Raw genomic sequence first — 16,747 nt, 5'->3', positions numbered from 1 at the left:
GCGTCACTTCGCCAGCCGGGTGATGCCCGCCGCTTCGTACGCCGCCGCCTCGTCCAGGGTCTCGTTCGCCAGCAGCGCCTGCGCCAGGGCGTCCAGCTTGTCGCGGTTCTCGCGCAGCAGCCGGCAGGCGATCTCGTAGCACTCGTCGACGATCCGGCGCATCTCGTGGTCCACCGCGTCGAGGGTGGCGGGGGCCGCGGCGAGGCCGTAGGGGCTCTGGCCGTCCGAGGGGATCGCGGTGAGCCTGCCGACGCGCTCGCTCATGCCCCAGCGGGCCACCATGCCGCGCACCAGGTTCGTCACCTGTTCGAGGTCGTTCTCGGCGCCGGTGGTGATGACCTCGTAGACCACCTGTTCGGCGGCCATCCCGCCGAGCGCGCCGATGATCCGGCCGCGCAGGTATTCCTCGGTGTACGCGTACCGGTCGGCGTCCGGGGTGGAGAGGGTGACCCCGAGGGCCCGCCCGCGCGGCACGATGGTGATCTTGCGGACCGGGTCGGCGCCCGGCTGGAGCATGCCGAGCAGCGCGTGGCCGCTCTCGTGGTACGCCGTCCGGCGGCGCTCCTCCTCCGGCATGACCAGCGGCCGCTCCGCCCCGAGCTGGACCTTCTCCAGGGCGTCGGACAGGTCCGTCTGGGTGACGGCCTGCTGCTCGCGCTTGACGGCGAGCAGGGCCGCTTCGTTGGCGAGGTTGGCCAGTTCCGCGCCGGTCATCCCGGGAGTGGTACGGGCCACCTGGGCCAGGCTCACCTCCTGGGCCAGCGGGATGTCCCGGGTGTGGATGCGCAGGATGGCCTCGCGGCCGCCGCGGTCGGGCGGGGAGACCACGACGACGCGGTCGAAGCGGCCCGGCCGGGTGAGGGCCGGGTCGAGCACGTCGGCGCGGTTGGTGGCGGCGATGACGACGACGCCCTCGGAGCCGGAGAAGCCGTCCATCTCGGTGAGGATCTGGTTCAGGGTCTGTTCGCGCTCGTCGTGGCCGCCCATGCCCGCGCCGCCGCCGCGGGCCCGGCCGATGGTGTCGATCTCGTCGATGAAGATGATCGCGGGGGCCACCTTGCGGGCCTCGGTGAACAGTTCGCGGACCCGGGAGGCGCCGACGCCGACGATCATCTCGATGAACTCGGAGGCGGAGGCGGAGAAGAAGGGCACTCCGGCCTCGCCCGCGACCGCGCGGGCCAGCAGGGTCTTGCCGGTGCCGGGCGGGCCCGCGAGCAGGACGCCGCCGGGCATCCGGGCGCCCATCCGGTGGTAGCGCTCGGGATTCTTGAGGAAGTCGACGACCTCGCTCAGCTCGCCCTCGACCTCGTCGATGCCCGCCACGTCCTCGAAGGTGGTGCGCTTGCTCCCCTCCAGCTCGACCGGCTTGGGGGGCTGTTTGCGGCCGAGCCCGCCCGGGCCGCCCAGACCGCCGCCGCTCATCCTGCGGGCGATGAGCACCCACAGGCCGACGAGCAGCAGCATCGGGGCGAGCGAGATCAGCAGGTTGGCCAGGAAGCTGCGGTGTTCGACGACCGGGGAGGCGGTGACGACGACGCCCTTGGAGGTCAGGCTGGACCAGAGCTGGTCGTCGGCGAAGGCCGGGCGCTGGGTGGTGAACTTGGTGTAGTCGCCGTCCCCGTCACCGGCGGGCCTGGGCTGCTTGGCCTTCAGCTCGCCCTGGATGGCGTCGCCCTTGGAGTAGATCTTCGAGACGTTGCCGCTGGTGACCTGCTTGCTGAACTCGGTGTACGGGATGACCGGCTCGTCACCCTCGTTGAAGAAGGACAGCACCAGGTTGGTCAGCAGGTAGACGATCAGCGCCGTCAGGATCAGCCCGCGCCAGCCGCCGGGCATCTTCTTCTTGGGCGGCGGGGCGGGCGGGGCGCCCTCGGAGCGCCAGGGCGTGTCGGCCCGGTCGCGCGGCGGTACGGGGGTGGGGCTGGGCACGAGGCCTCCTTCTGCCGTCCTCCCGGCCGACATTAAAGGGCCCCGGCCGCTTGCCGCGACCGGGGCCCTTCGAGGTGTGCACACCCCGCGAGGTGCTACTTCATGAACTTCTTGAACTCGTCGGGGAGTTCGAAGTCCTGGCCGGCCGGACCCGCGGGCAGGCCGAACGGGTTGCCCGCGTCGCCGCCCGGCTCGACGGCCTGCGGCCCCTGCTCCTTGCGGAGGGCGGCCGCGGCCTCCTCTTCCTTGCGCTTCATCGGGTTGCCGCTCTTGCGCTTGCCCTTGGCCTGCTTGATCTGCTTCTTCTGGCGACCGGGGCCGCCGCCCATGCCCGGCATGCCCGGCATCCCGGGCATGCCGCCGCCCTGGGCCATCCGGGACATCATCTTGCGGGCCTCGAAGAACCGCTCGACGAGCGACTTCACGGCGCTGACCTCGACACCGGCGCCCTTGGCGATACGGGCGCGGCGCGAGCCGTTGATGATCGTCGGGTCCTGGCGCTCGGCCGGGGTCATCGACTTGATGACGGCCGCCGTGCGGTCGACGTCGCGCTCGTCGATGTTGTTGATCTGGTCCTTGATCTGCCCCATGCCGGGCAGCATGCCGAGCAGCTTGGAGATGGAGCCCATCTTGCGGACCTGCTCCATCTGGGACAGGAAGTCGTCGAGCGTGAACTCCTTCGGCCCCTTCGCCAGCTTGGCCGCCATCTTCTCGGCTTCGGCCTGGCTGAAGGTCTTCTCGGCCTGCTCGATCAGGGTGAGCATGTCACCCATGTCGAGGATCCGGCCCGCCATGCGGTCCGGGTGGAAGGCGTCGAACTCGTCGAGCTTCTCACCGTTCGAGGCGAACATGATCTGCTTGCCGGTGACGTGCGCGATGGAGAGCGCGGCGCCACCGCGGGCGTCGCCGTCCAGCTTGGAGAGCACCACGCCGTCGAAGCCGACGCCGTCGCGGAAGGCCTCGGCGGTGTTGACCGCGTCCTGGCCGATCATCGCGTCGACGACGAAGAGGATCTCGTCCGGGCTGACGGCGTCGCGGATGTCCGCGGCCTGCGTCATCAGCTCGGCGTCGATGCCGAGGCGGCCCGCGGTGTCGACGATCACGACGTCGAACTGCTTGGTACGGGCGTACTCGATGGAGTCCTTGGCGACCTGGACCGGGTCACCGACACCGTTGCCCGGCTGGGGCGCGTAGACCGCGACGCCCGCGCGCTCGGCGACCACGCTGAGCTGGTTGACGGCGTTGGGGCGCTGGAGGTCGCACGCGACGAGCAGCGGGGCGTGGCCCTGGCCCTTGAGCCAGAAGCCGAGCTTTCCGGCGAGGGTCGTCTTACCGGCACCCTGGAGACCCGCGAGCATGATCACGGTGGGGGCGGTCTTCGCGAACCGCAGGCGGCGGGTCTCGCCTCCGAGGATCCCGACGAGCTCCTCGTTGACGATCTTGAGGACCTGCTGGCCGGGGTTGAGGGCCTTGGAGACCTCTACGCCGAGGGCGCGCTCCTTGACCTTCGCGATGAAGGACCGGACGACGGGGAGGGCGACGTCTGCCTCGAGGAGGGCGATACGGATTTCCCGGGCCGCAGCGTCGATGTCCTGCTCGGAGAGGCGACCTTTGCCCCGGAGGCTCTTGAAGGTCGCGCTGAGGCGGTCGGAAAGCGTATCGAACACGGTAGTCGCGATTCCTCGGGTCGGGGGCGTGTGGTCGCCCCCCAGGGTATCGGGCCGCGCCCGGTGCCGGACCCTGCGGGGCGCGACCCGGTCCGGGACCGCACCCGGAGCGTGCCCTCAAGCGCCGGGCGGGCTGAGTTCCCCCCGCCCCGGCCCGTGCCGCGCCGCCCCTCCGCCCGGCTCCGCCGGGTTGCCTCCGGCGGCGCCTCAAACGCCGGCGGGGCTGATTTTGCCCCGCCCGGGGGCAGCCTGCGGCACGACCCCAGCCACTTCCAGCCCCGCCGGAGGCACGGTCCACGCCTGCGGCGAACCACCGGGCAGAGGGACAAACCCAGCCCCGCCGGAGGCACAGCGCGCCTGCGGCGAGCCGCCGGGCAGAGGGACAAACCCAGCCCCGCCGGCGTTTGAGGCGCCGCCGGAGGCATCGCGGGCGCGGCCCGCCCCCCTGCCCGCGGCCCCGCTCCCTGCGCAGGGGGCGCTAGGACAGGGCGGATTCCACGGCTGCCGCCAGGAGGGCGGCTTCGGGGGGCGGGAGGGGTTTGCCCTCGACGTCCGTCACATACAGGGTGTCCACCGCGTTCGCGCCCAGCGTGGACACGTGCGCGCTGCGGACCCTGACCCCGCCCGCGTCCAGGGCGCGCCCGATCCGGTGCAGCAGTCCCACCGCGTCGGGGGCCCGTACCTCCAGGACCGTCGCCAGCGAGGAGACGTCCGCGACGACGGTGACCCGCGGCGGCGGGGGGACGACGCCCCGGCGCCGGGGGTAGGCCGCCTCGCGGTCGGCGAGCTTCGCCGGCACGTCCAGGGAGCCGTCGAGGGCCCGGATCAGGTCGGTCCGCAGCCGCGCCCCCTGCGGCAGGGACCCGTACTCCGCGGCGACCCGCCAGCGCAGCACCAGCACCTCCCCCAGCGCGTCGGGGAGTTCCAGTGTCCGCAGGTCGGCGGCCCGGACGGTGAGCCGGTGCAGGGCCAGCACCCCGGCCGCTGCGGGCAGTACCCCCGGCTGGTCGGGGACGGCGACGATCAGCTCGACGCCGACCGCGTCGTCCTCCTCCCGGCGGGCGTGGAGGGCGAGCGCGGGCTCCCCCGTGCGCAGCGCCTCCACCGCGAGCCGTTCCGGTTCGGCGCCCGGCGGCCGCGGGGTCCCGGACGCGTCGGGGACGGCGGCTTCCCCGGCGAGGAGGGCGCCGACCCGGCCCACCAGGTCGGCGACGAGCGAGCCCCGCCAGGTGCTCCAGGCGGCGGGCCCGGTGGCCAGGGCGTCCGCCTCGGTCAGGGCGTGCAGGAGTTCCAGGGTGCCCGCGGATCCCACGGCGTCGGCGACGGTGCGCACGGTCGCCGGGTCGTCCAGGTCGCGCCGGGTGGCGGTGTCGATGAGCAGCAGGTGGTGCCGTACGAGGGTGCTCAGCACGGCGACGTCGTCCGCGTCGAAGCCGACCCGTACGGCGACGTCGCGGGCGATGGTCTCGCCCGCGACCGAGTGGTCCCCGGGCCAGCCCTTGCCGATGTCGTGCAGCAGGGCGGCCATCAGGAGCAGGTCGGGGCGGCCGACCCGGCGGGTGAGGGCGGAGGCCCGGACGGCGGTCTCGATGAGGTGCCGGTCGACGGTCCAGGTGTGGACGGGGTTGCGCTGGGGGCGGCAGCGGACCCGTTCCCAGTCGGGCAGCAGCCGGGTGATGAGGCCTTCCGCTTCGAGGGCCTCCCAGACGGCCACGGTGGGTTCCCCCGCGCCGAGCAGGGTGAGCAGTTGCTCGCGGGCGTCGGCGGGCCAGGGCACGGGCAGCGGTTTCGCCTGCGCGGCCAGGCGTCGTACGGCGTGCAGGGACACCGGGAGTCCGGCCTGCGCGGCGGCGGCGCCGAGCCGCAGGGCGAGCACCGGGTCGCGTTCGGGGCGGGCGGCGAGGGCCAGTACGGCCTCGCCGTCCTGTTCCACGATCCCGTCGGCGAGCGGGGCCCGCTCCACGGCGGCCGTTCCCCGGGTGCCGAGCAGTCCGCGCAGCCGCGGCCGGGAGGCCCGGGCGCGCAGCACGCGGCCGACCTCGCGCCAGGTGACGTCACCGGCGTACGAGACGACCCGCGCCGCATCGTAGACCTCGCGCAGCAGCGCGTCCGCGTCGAGCAGGCCGAGCTGGGCGGCGACCGGGTCCTGTTCCTGGAGGGAGAGCCGGTCGGTGGCGCGCCCGGTCACCAGGTGGAGGGCGTCGCGGGCGTCCAGCAGCCGCCGCCGGGCTTCGGCGAGGCCTTCGCGCGGGGCGTCGGCCAGCCAGGAGGCCGCGACGGCCCGCAGCGCGGTGACGTCGCGGAGCCCGCCGCGGGCCTCCTTGAGGTCGGGTTCGAGGAGGAAGCGCAGTTCCCCGCTCCGCTCGGCCCGCTCGCGGCACAGCGCGTGCAGTTCCGGGAGCCGCTTCACAGCCTGGTTGCGCCAGTCGGCGAGGACGGAGGTGCGCAGTGCGGCGAGGAGGCCGAGGTCTCCGGCGACGGGGCGCGCGTCCAGCAGCCCGAGGTGCACCTTGAGGTCCTCGGCGGCGGTCTTGCGGGCTTCGCCGGGGGTGCGCACGGAGTGGTCGAGGGCGAGGCCCAGGTCCCATACGGGGTACCAGATCCGGTCGGCGAGGGCGCTGAGCGCCTTGGGGTCCGCCTTGCCGTCGTGCAGCAGGAGGAGGTCGAGGTCGCTGCGGGGGGAGAGTTCTCCGCGCCCGTAGCCGCCGACGGCGACCAGGGTGGCGCCCCGGACCCCGCTCTCCCGGACGGCGGTCGCGAACAGTGCGTTCAGCCAGTCGTCGGTCAGCCCGGAGAGGGCGGAACGGCGCGCGGGCCCGGACCGCGACTCCTCCTGGAGGAGTCGCAGCCGGGCCGCGGCGTAACCGCTGGGTCCCGGGCCGGCCGTGCCGGTCGTGTTGTCGACGCTCGTCACCCGGGGGCTCCTGTCAGCGGTGGGTCGTGAGAGAGGGCCCGGCAGGGCCTACAGCGCGTCGGCGCCGCGCTCGCCGGTGCGGACCCGGACCACCGAGTCCACGGGGACGCTCCACACCTTGCCGTCACCGATCTTGCCGGTGCGGGCGGCCTCGACGACGACGTGCATGACGTCCTCGGCCGCGTCGTCCTCGACGACCACCTCTATGCGGATCTTCGGGACGAGGTCCACGGTGTACTCGGCGCCGCGGTAGACCTCGGTGTGCCCGCGCTGGCGGCCGTACCCGCTGGCCTCGGAGACGGTCAGACCGTGGACCCCAAAGGCCTGCAGGGCCTCCTTGATCTCGTCGAGCCGGTGCGGCTTGACGATCGCGGTGATGAGCTTCATGCATCCACCTTCTTGCTGGCGGCCGCGACGGCGACGGAGCCGGCGGGCCGGGAGGAGGAACCGCCACCGGCTCCGCTGAAGTCGTAGGCGGTCTCGGCGTGTTCGACCTGGTCGATGCCGGAGACCTCGTCGTCCTCGGTGACGCGCATGCCCATCGTCTTGTCGAGGAGGAAGGCGAGGACCGCGGACGCGACGAGAGAGTACGCGAGGACCGCGAAGACCCCGACGGCCTGCTTGCCGAGCTGGGCGAGACCGCCGCCGTAGAAGAGGCCGGCCGCGTCGGACTGCACCCCGCCGGTGGCGAAGAGGCCGACGAGCAGGGAGCCGATGACCCCGCCGACCATGTGGACGCCGACCACGTCGAGGGAGTCGTCGAAGCCGAACCTGTACTTGAGGCCGACGGCCATGGCACAGGCGACACCGGCGATGGCGCCGATGGCGATCGCGCCGAGCGGGGAGCAGGAGCCGCCGGAGGGGGTGATGGCGACGAGGCCCGCGACCGCGCCGGAGGCGGCGCCGAGGGTGGTGAAGGAGCCGTGGCGCAGCTTCTCGTAGCCGAGCCAGGCCAGCATGGCGGCGGCGGTGGCGACCTGGGTGTTGACGAACATGACGGCGCCGACGCCGTCGTCGTTGCCGAGCCAGGAACCGGCGTTGAAGCCGAACCAGCCGAACCAGAGCAGGCCCGCGCCGAGCATCACGAGCGGCAGGCTGTGCGGGCGCATCGGGTCCTTCTTGAAGCCGACGCGCTTGCCGATGACGAGGATGACGCCGAGGGCCGCGGCGCCCGCGTTGATGTGGACGGCGGTGCCGCCCGCGAAGTCGATGACGCCGAGCTTGAAGAGCCAGCCGCCCGCGCCCCAGACCCAGTGGGCGACGGGGAAGTAGACGAGGGTGACCCAGAGGGTGATGAAGAGGGCCCAGGCGCTGAACTTGACGCGGTCGGCGAGGGCGCCGCTTATCAGGGCCGGTGTGATGATCGCGAACATCAGCTGGAAGACGGCGAAGACGTACACCGGGATGGTGTAGCCGTCCCACAGCTCGGTGATGCCGATGCCGCTGAGGCCGACGTAGTCGGAGGTCCACCCGATGAGGGAGCCCTTGTCGGTGCCGAAGGCGAGGCTGAAGCCGTAGAGGACCCAGAGGATCGTGACGATCCCGAGGCTGATGAAGCTCATCATCAGCATGTTGAGACTGCTCTTGACGCGGACCATGCCTCCGTAGAAGAAGGCGAGACCCGGGGTCATCAGCATGACCAGGGCGGAGCAGATGAGCATGAACCCGGTGTTCGCGGCAGACAGCGTCGGGGCGTCTGCCGCGAGGGTCGTGATGGCTGATGCCATCGGCGTCTCCTCGTCGTCGGTACGTTCGCGTGCGGGCGATCGTGAAAACCTGAGCGGCGTCAAAGGGGCCCGGCCTGGAGAGCGGACCTGGGCTGGCCGGTTATTGGCCCTGAGATTCGCGCAGGCCGGTTTCCGGCGGCGCCGCTGGGTGTTTCACGCCGATGACGAAGAGGTCGGGCGTGTTACGCGTCCATGAACGAGTGGCTCGTCCACCCGGACGCGGGGGTGGGCCCGGGAGCGCTAGACGGCCTCGGCGGACTCCGGGAGGCGGGCCGCGAGGTGGTCGGTGAGCCGGACCACGTCGGCGACGTGGCCGTACTCACGGGCGGCGGTGTCGACGGTCTTGCGCAGCCGCGTGTTCACGCGCTCCGAGCGCACCTTTCGCGCCACGTCGAGTGCCTGGTCGACGAGGACCGCGGACTGCTCGGGCTCGCGCTGGAGCAGGTGGACGGTGGCCATGCCGATCAGGTTGAGGGCGTAGGAGCGCTGGTGTTCCTCGTCCTTGGAGAAGAGTTCGACGGCCCGGCGCATGACGGGTTCGGCGAGCGAGGCGTAGGTGGGGCTGCGGCCCGCGACGTAGGCGAGGTCGCGGAAGGAATGGGCGTTCTCGCCGCTGAGTTCGGCCTCGGAGAAGAAGCGGATCCAGTCGGGTTCGCTCTCGCCGCCCAGGGCGACGTCCGAGAAGGTGTCCTCGGCCATCCGGACGGCCCGCTTGCACCGGCTGGGCTGGCCCATGTTGGCGTAGGCACGGGCTTCCATCGCATACAGCATGGCCTGGGTGCGGGGGCCTGCGCAGTCGCGGCTGCCGTACTGGGCGAGGTGGATGAGTTCCAGGGCGTCCTCGGGGCGGCCGAGGTGGATCATCTGGCGGCTCATGTTGGAGAGGATGTACGAGCCGAGCGGCTTGTCCCCGGCCTCTTTGGAGGCGTGCAGGGCGAGCACGAAGTACTTCTGGGCGGTGGGGTGCAGCCCGATGTCGTAGCTCATCCAGCCCGCGAGTTCGGCGAGTTCCGCGGCGACCTTGAAGAGCCGTCGCATGACCGGGGCCGGGTGGCTCTCCTGGAGCAGGTCGGTGACCTCGTGGAGCTGGCCGACGACGGCCTTGCGGCGCAGGCCGCCGCCGCACTGGGCGTCCCACTGCCGGAACATGACGGTGGTCGCTTCGAGCAGGTCGAGTTCCGGTTCGGAGAGCCGGGGCGGCCGGTAGCCGCCGAGGGCGCCGGGCCGGGTGCCCGCCGGTCCCGCCTCCCGCGACCCCGGGTCGGCGGCCGGGGCGGGGACGAGCCAGCGCTGCATGGGCTCGATGAGGGCGGGGCCGGCGGAGAGCGCGAGCGAGGTTCCGAGGAACCCGCGGCGGGCGAGCATCAGGTCGCTGCGGGAGAACTCACCGAGCAGCGTGACGGTCTGGTCGCCCGCCCAGGGCAGGTCCACGCCGGAGACGGACGGGGTCTGGTGCGCGGTGCGCAGGCCGAGCTGCTCGATGGCGACGACGCTGCCGAAGCGCTCGGAGAACAGCTCGGAGAGGATGCGCGGGACGGGCTCGCGGGGCTGTTCGCCGTCGAGCCAGCGGCGCACCCGGGAGGTGTCGGTGCTGATGTGGTGGGCGCCCATCTGGCGGGCCCGGCGGTTGACCTGGCGCGCGAGTTCGCCCTTGGACCAGCCGCTGCGGACGAACCACGAGGTCAGCTGCTCGTTGGGCCGGGGATCCTCGCCGGTCTTGCGGACGGCTGGTTCCGCGTCCGCTCCGCTCCCGTCGCCGTCCGTTCCGCTTGCGCCGCTGCCGCTCACTGGAACGCCCCCATCCGCTCAGCCTCTTCCACACGAAACCCTGGCCGGGCCCGGGTGAGCCACAAGGGGCATTCACAAGCCCTTCACACATTGCCTCCGGCATACCCACGGACGGGCCGCCTTCGGGGGTTCGTGCACTGAAAGTAATCCTACGATCACCCCTACCGCGAGGCGGATTCCGGAATCGCCACCATTCGCCACCCCTTCGAATGAACTCGCCACGCGCCAAGCACGATTCACTTGACACGGGACGACCTGCAGTCGGCGCAGCGGTGTACGCCGGGGCGCGCACGGCGAGGAGTGCGCCGGGCGTGGTCCCTCCGCCGCACGGCCGGCGACCACCTCGCGGTGACGTCGTAACCACCGGCTCGTTCGACCCGTTGGAGGGGGCATGGGCATGGGCATGGGCTTCACGATCGGCGGCAGCCGGAGCACCAAGGAGTTCCGGTCCGGCACTCGGCGCCGCGGCCGGATGTCGGAATGCACGGCGGTGGCCGAGTACACCGGACTGTGGGGCTGGGACGCGGTCCCGGGCGCCCGGGCCGCCTCCCCCGGCCGGGACTGCTCGTGCGGCGATCCGCGCTGCGCGGCTCCGGGGGCGCACCCGCTGGACTTCGGCGCGGGCGTCCCCGCGGGGGCCACGCTGGACGAGGTCACGGAGGCCTGGGGCGAGTTCCCGGGCGCCGCGGTACTCCTCCCCGCGGGCCGCTCCTTCGATGTCATCGAGGTCTCCGCGGCGGCCGGGCGCCAGGCGCTGGTGCGCCTGGAGCGGATGGGGCTGCCGCTGGGTCCGGTGACCGCGACCCCCGACGGGCGGGCCCAGTTCTTCGTGGCCCCGGGGGCGGCCGCCGAGCTGCCGCAGCTGCTGTACCGGATGGGCTGGGACGACGCGGACCTCGACCTGCGGGCCCTGGGACAGGGCTCCTTCGTCACGGCCCCGCCCTCGGACCACGCGGGGCTCGGGCCGGTGCTCTGGCTCCGCCCGCCCACCCTCGACTCTGCGGGCGGGCCCCCGCAGGCCCGGCTGCTGCTGGGCACCCTGGCCTACATCTGCCACCGCTTCAGCCGCTGACGCCCTCCGGGACGCGCCGGGGCCCCCGCGCTGTCGCAGCGCGGGGGCCCTGGGGTGCGTACGGCCGGGCGGGACGGACCGGGGTCAGTCGCCGATCAGGGCGTCGACGAAGGCCTCCGGCTCGAAGGGAGCCAGGTCGTCCGGGCCCTCGCCCAGGCCGACCAGCTTGACCGGGACGCCCAGCTCGCGCTGGACGGCGACGACGATGCCGCCCTTGGCGGTGCCGTCGAGCTTGGTCAGCACGATGCCGGTGATGTCCACGACCTCGGCGAAGACACGGGCCTGGGTCAGGCCGTTCTGCCCGGTGGTGGCGTCCAGGACCAGCAGGATCTCGTCCAGCGGGCCGTGCTTCTCCACGACCCGCTTGACCTTGCCCAGCTCGTCCATCAGGCCGGTCTTGGTGTGCAGCCGGCCCGCGGTGTCGATCAGTACGACGTCCGCGCCCTCGGCGATGCCCTCCTTGACCGCGTCGTAGGCGATCGACGCCGGGTCGCCGCCCTCGGGGCCGCGGACGGTGCGCGCGCCGACCCGCTCGCCCCAGGTCTGGAGCTGGTCTGCGGCGGCGGCGCGGAAGGTGTCGGCCGCGCCGAGCACCACGCTGCGGCCGTCGGCCACCAGGACGCGGGCGAGCTTGCCGGTGGTGGTGGTCTTGCCGGTGCCGTTGACGCCGACGACCATCACGACGGCCGGGGTGTCCAGGCCGCTCTCGGTCTTCACCGCGCGGTCGAAGTCGGTGCCGAGCAGGTTGAGCAGCTCCTCCTTCAGGAGGGTGCGCAGGTCGGCCGGGGTGCGGGTGCCGAGGACCTTGACCCGCTCGCGCAGCCGGTCCACCAGCTCCTGCGTGGGGGCGACGCCGACGTCGGCGATGAGGAGGGTCTCCTCGATCTCCTCCCAGGTGTCCTCGTCGAGGTGCTCGCGGGAGAGCAGCGTCAGCAGCCCCTTGCCCAGCGAGTTCTGCGAGCGGGCGAGCCGGGCGCGCAGCCGGACGAGACGCCCGGCGGTGGGCTCGGGGACGTCCAGGACGGGCGCCTCGGGCGCCACGACGACGGGGGCGTCGACGGCGGCCGGCGAGTCGGCGGCCTCCGCCTCCGGGAGGGCGACCTCCTCGATGGTGCGCCGCGGCTCGTCCACCGTGGGTGCGGCGTCTTCCCCGACCTGCGGCTCGGCGGGCGGGGCAGTGATGGTCGGCGTGCTCGGCGGTGCCGTGGGGGGCAGCTGCTTCTTCTTGCGGCTGCTGACCACGAGCCCGCTGATCGCGCCGACCGCGACCAGGGCGATGACTACAGCAAGGATCAGGATTTCCATAACCCGTCCAGTATCGGTCACCGCCACCCCCGGACCCCGGACCTTGGGGGATCCGCCAAGGGGCTTTGGCCTCTATTTGAGGTTTTCACCCCAAATCTACGATGATGGACGACCTCCCCCACGACCTCCACCCCTTCCGGAGTAGCGCATGCCTGCCGAGCCCGCCGACGGTGCGATAGAGACCGCGGCCCACGCCGCGGCGGAGACCGCGATGGAGACCCGCGGCCTCGAACCCGTCCCGGACGCCGAGCGCACGGGCCGCGTCCGTGAACTCGTCCCCACCTGGGTCGCCGCCAACATCAGCGTGCTGCTGCTGACCATGGGCGCGGGTCTGGTCATCTTCAACAAGCTGAACTTCTGGCAGGTCCTCGTCGTCGCCTTCGCGGCGCCCGTCGTTTCCTACGGACTGGTCGGGCTGATCTCGATCGCCGGAAAGCGCGGCGGCGCCCCCGGCATGGCCCTCTCGCGCGCCGTCTTCGGCCAGCGCGGCAACCTCTTCCCCGGCGCGCTCATCTGGGTCGCCCGCTGGGGCTGGGAGACGATCAACGCGGTCAGCGGCGCCTTCGCCATGCTGACCGTCCTGGACCTGCTCTTCGGCGTCCGGAAGAACACCACGCTGATCGTGGTCACGCTGCTGCTCTTCGTCGGCTGCACCTTCCTGGTCTCCGGGCTCGGGATCAACGCGCTGCGCGTGTGCTCGAAGTGGTCGACGTACCTCTTCGGCGCCTTCAGCGTGCTGGTGCTCGGCTACCTCATCGCCGAGACCGACTGGTCCGCGGTCTTCGGCAAGCCGGCCGGCTCGACCGCGATGATGGTCGCGGGCATCGGCACCATCGCGGCGGGCGGCATCAGCTGGGTGCCCTCGGGCCCCGACTTCACCCGCTACCTGCCGCGCACCGCCTCCTCCAAGGGCATGGTCGGCGCGACGGTCGGCGGCGCGGCCGTGGTCGTCATCCCGATGGTCCTGATGGGCGCGGTCATGGCGGTCGCCGCCCCCGACCTGGCCACCGCGCAGGACCCGGTCTCCTTCATCGGCGAGCTGCTGCCCGTCTGGATCGCCGTCCCGTACCTGCTGGTGGCGCTGGTCGGGATGCTGCTGATCAACTCCATGTCGATGTATTCGGCGGGCTTCACCGCGCAGACCCTCGGCATCAAGGTCCCGCGCGCCTGGGCCGTCAGTGTCAATGCCGTCATCAGCCTGGTCTTCGGCTTCCTGCTGATGGTCGTGGCGACCGGCTTCTTCGGGTCGTTCATCTCCTTCCTGACCCTGCTGGCCGTGGCCTTCTCCGCCTGGATCGGCGTCTTCGGCGTGGACATGCTGCGCGGCCGTACGTACGACGCGGGCGCGCTGCTGGACACGGGGCGCACCAGCGCCTACTGGTACAAGGGCGGCTTCGCCTGGCAGGCGATGACCGCGTGGGCGCTCGCGCTGGTCGTGGGCCTGCTGTTCACCAAGGTCGACTGGTTCGCGGGACCCCTCGCGGGCAGCTGGATCGGTGAGAACGGCCTGGGCTGGGCGGCGGGCATCGCGACCTCCGGCCTGCTGTACGCCGTCCTCCCGCGCACCGGGGCGCCCGCGGCCCCCGCGGACGCGGACGCGGCGGAACCCGCGCTCGCCGGATCCCTGTCCAACTGACGCTGCGTCAGCTAACGTCCCCCTTCGCCCGGCCCGTCACCGCGAGCAGCAAGGCGAAGGGGGACTTCTTCATGCCCATCACCGTGGTCCGGTTCAACCTCATCGACCCGGACGGCACGCCCGAGACCCTCTCCGCCCGCTACCGGGCGGCGCTGGAGATGGCGCGGTACGCCGACGAACACGGCATCGACACCCTCCAGACCGAGGAGCACCACGGCACCGACAACAACTGGCTGCCCTCGCCCTTCGCCCTCGCGGGCGCCGTCTTCGGCGCCACCCGCCGGATCGCCGTCACCGTCTCCGCGATCATCGGGCCGCTCCACGACCCGCTGAAGGTGGCCGAGGACATCGCGGTGCTGGACCTGCTGAGCGGCGGACGGCTGGTGACGGTGGCCGGCATCGGCTACCGCCCGGAGGAGTACGAGCAGCACGGCGTCGAATGGGGCAGGCGCGGCCGGCTCCAGGACGAGCTGCTGGAGACCCTGCTCAAGGCGTGGACCGGCGAGCCGTTCGAGTTCCGGGGCCGCACCGTCAAGGTCACCCCGCGCCCCTTCACCCGGCCGCACCCGCTGCTGCTGGTCGGCGGCAGCTCGCAGGCGGCGGCCCGCCGCGCGGCCCGGCTCGGCCTGCCGTTCTTCCCGAGCGCGCACCTGCCGGAGCTGGAGGCCTACTACCTCGCGCGGCTGGTGGAGTACGGCACGGAGGGCTTCTGCATGATGCCCGCGGCCGAGACCCCGCTGCTGCACATCGCCGAGGACCCGGACCGGGCGTGGGCGCAGTACGGGCACCACTTCCTGCACGAGGCGGGCATGTACGCGTCCTGGCAGTCCAAGGACATCCGCTCGGCGGTACGGTCCGGCGCGCGCACCGTCGAGGAGCTGCGCGCGGAAGGGGTGTACCGGATCCTGACCCCGGACGAGGCGGTGACGTACGCCCGGGGCGCGGGCGAGGCGGGCAACCTCGTCCTGCACCCGCTGTGCGGCGGCATGCCGCTGGACGAAGGGCAGCGCAGCCTGGAGCTGTTGTGCGAACGGGTACTGCCCCGGCTCAAGGACTGAGCCGGGGCAGCGCCACGGAGGAGAGGGGGTGTTGGCGGGGGATGGTCACCCCATCTCCTCCAACGCCTTGCCCTTGGTCTCCGGCACCCACTTGAGGATGAAGGGGACCGAGAGCAGGGCGAAGACCGCGTAGATCACATAGGCACCGGACAGGTTCCAGTCCGAGAGCGTCGGGAACGAGACCGTGATGACCCAGTTGGCGATCCACTGGGCGGCGGCGGCCACGCCGAGGGCGGCCGCGCGGATCCGGCCCGGGAACATCTCGCCGAGCAGCACCCAGACCACCACGCCCCAGGAGAGGGCGAAGAAGAGGACGAAGAAGTTGGCGGCGATGAGGGCCACCAGACCCTGGGCGTGCGGCAGGGCGATGTCACCGCTGCTGGTGTCCTTGTAGGAGAAGGCCCAGGCGGCGAGCGCGAGGGAGACCGTCATGCCGACGGAGCCGATGAGGGCCAGCGGCTTGCGGCCGATGCGGTCCACGAACACCATCGCGATGACCGTGCCGATGATGTTCACGACGGAGGTCTCGAAGGAGTACAGGAACGAGGAGCTCGGGTCGATGCCGACCGACTGCCACAGCGAGGAGCTGTAGTAGAAGATCACGTTGATGCCGACGAGCTGCTGGAAGACCGAGAGCCCGATGCCGATCCAGACGATCGGCAGGAAGCCGAAGCGTCCGCCGAGCAGGTCCTTGAAGGTGGACTTCTGCTCCGAATGGATGGCGCTGTCGATCTCGCGGACCCGGGCGTCGGCGTCGATGCCGTCGCCCTCGACCTCCCGCAGGACGGTCTTCGCCTTCTCCATGCGGCCGACCGAGACGAGGAAGCGCGGGGACTCGGGGATGGCGAAGGACAGCAGGCCGTAGAGCACGGCCGGGACCACCATCACGCCGAGCATCCACTGCCAGGCTTCCAGGCCGCCGACCTTGCCGCGCTGCTCTCCGTCGGCGAGGTTCAGGATGCCCCAGTTGACGAGCTGCGAGATCGCGATGCCGATCACGATCGCCGCCTGCTGGAAGGAGGCGAGCCGGCCGCGGTAGGCGGGCGGCGACACCTCGGCGATGTAGGCCGGGCCGATGACCGAGGCCATGCCGATGCCGAAGCCGCCGATGATGCGCCACATGGCGAGGTCCCACAGGGCGAACGGCAGGGCGGAGCCGATGGCGCTCGCGGTGAACAGGACGGCGGCGATCTGCATGCAGCGGATGCGGCCGATCCGGTCGGCGATGCGGCCGGCCGTGGCCGCGCCGAAGGCACAGCCGATGAGTGCGGCGGCGATCACCTGCGCGAGCGTCCCCGAACCGACGTCGAAGCGGTCGCGGATGGCCTCGACGGCGCCGTTGATCACGGAGCTGTCGTAGCCGAAGAGGAAACCGCCCATCGCGGCGGCCGCGGTGATGAAGATGACGTGACCGAGATGGTCGGGCTGGGACACGCGTGCGCCGCCCGACGAGGGCGCCTGTGATGTGCTGCTGGTCAAGGTCTGCTCCTGCGTGCCCGGCTGCGGTGACGGGCGGACGTGGGGGTGATTCCTTCCAGTGGCGCACAGTTCAAGATCGGGCACCACCCGAAGGGAAGGGCGGCGGGAGCGAGCCTATGTGTTCATTTCATGAAGTCAACACCCTGTAGGGAATCTCGTACCGTTCATGTCT

At 72.1% G+C, this 16,747-nt stretch carries 11 protein-coding genes; 3 read left to right on the top strand and 8 right to left on the bottom strand.

Translation table 11 applies throughout. The features are described 5' to 3' along the window. Positions 1-3: 3 nt before the first annotated feature. From ftsH to nsdA, 6 genes are all read right to left on the bottom strand, one after another. Entirely contained in the window at positions 4-1,962 is a 1,959-nt protein-coding gene (gene ftsH / locus OHS33_RS26270) for an ATP-dependent zinc metalloprotease FtsH (protein ID WP_330332864.1), read from the bottom strand. Between the two features lie 62 nt (positions 1,963-2,024). Beyond that, positions 2,025-3,596 carry a signal recognition particle protein gene (ffh, locus tag OHS33_RS26265; protein WP_330332863.1) on the bottom strand — a complete coding sequence of 524 codons (1,572 nt, stop codon included), beginning with the start codon at positions 3,594-3,596 and terminating at the stop codon, positions 2,025-2,027. 478 nt (positions 3,597-4,074) lie between these two features. Next, positions 4,075-6,510 (bottom strand): [protein-PII] uridylyltransferase, encoded by a 2,436-nt coding sequence (locus OHS33_RS26260; protein ID WP_330332862.1) that lies wholly within the window; start codon positions 6,508-6,510, stop codon positions 4,075-4,077. A 48-nt stretch (positions 6,511-6,558) separates the two neighbouring features. Beyond that, positions 6,559-6,897 (bottom strand): P-II family nitrogen regulator, encoded by a 339-nt coding sequence (locus OHS33_RS26255; protein ID WP_330332861.1) that lies wholly within the window; start codon positions 6,895-6,897, stop codon positions 6,559-6,561. After that, on the bottom strand, positions 6,894-8,237 hold the full coding sequence (locus tag OHS33_RS26250; RefSeq protein ID WP_330332860.1) for an ammonium transporter: 1,344 nt from the start codon (positions 8,235-8,237) through the stop codon (positions 6,894-6,896). Before OHS33_RS26250 ends, OHS33_RS26255 begins: the two co-directional genes overlap by 4 nt. Before the next feature lie 240 nt (positions 8,238-8,477). After that, positions 8,478-10,025 carry a transcriptional repressor NsdA gene (nsdA, locus tag OHS33_RS26245; protein WP_330332859.1) on the bottom strand — a complete coding sequence of 516 codons (1,548 nt, stop codon included), beginning with the start codon at positions 10,023-10,025 and terminating at the stop codon, positions 8,478-8,480. Positions 10,026-10,428: 403 nt separating this feature from the next. On the opposite strand from nsdA, the gene OHS33_RS26240 reads away from it, so the two are divergent. After that, entirely contained in the window at positions 10,429-11,097 is a 669-nt protein-coding gene (locus OHS33_RS26240; protein WP_330335210.1) for a bifunctional DNA primase/polymerase, read from the top strand. A gap of 84 nt (positions 11,098-11,181) precedes the next feature. Here the strand turns inward: OHS33_RS26240 and ftsY are convergent, their stop codons facing one another. After that, positions 11,182-12,402, bottom strand: a complete 1,221-nt coding sequence (gene ftsY, locus OHS33_RS26235; RefSeq protein ID WP_330332858.1) for a signal recognition particle-docking protein FtsY — start codon at positions 12,400-12,402, stop codon at positions 11,182-11,184. Between the two features lie 148 nt (positions 12,403-12,550). Between ftsY and OHS33_RS26230 the strand changes: the two genes are divergently transcribed. Beyond that, complete coding sequence (locus OHS33_RS26230; protein WP_330332857.1) at positions 12,551-14,038, top strand: cytosine permease; 1,488 nt, start codon at positions 12,551-12,553, stop codon at positions 14,036-14,038. 71 nt (positions 14,039-14,109) lie between these two features. Then, positions 14,110-15,096, top strand: a complete 987-nt coding sequence (locus OHS33_RS26225; RefSeq protein WP_330332856.1) for an LLM class flavin-dependent oxidoreductase — start codon at positions 14,110-14,112, stop codon at positions 15,094-15,096. A 45-nt stretch (positions 15,097-15,141) separates the two neighbouring features. Here OHS33_RS26225 and OHS33_RS26220 read toward each other — a convergent pair whose 3' ends face one another. Next, positions 15,142-16,575 carry a sugar porter family MFS transporter gene (locus OHS33_RS26220; protein ID WP_330332855.1) on the bottom strand — a complete coding sequence of 478 codons (1,434 nt, stop codon included), beginning with the start codon at positions 16,573-16,575 and terminating at the stop codon, positions 15,142-15,144. Positions 16,576-16,747: the final 172 nt, after the last annotated feature.

It is taken from the genome of Streptomyces sp. NBC_00536 (assembly GCF_036346295.1).
In the GTDB taxonomy this organism is placed as follows: domain Bacteria; phylum Actinomycetota; class Actinomycetes; order Streptomycetales; family Streptomycetaceae; genus Streptomyces.
The sequence above is the reverse complement of the archived record's forward strand: the minus strand, read 5'-3'. Positions and strand labels throughout refer to the sequence as shown.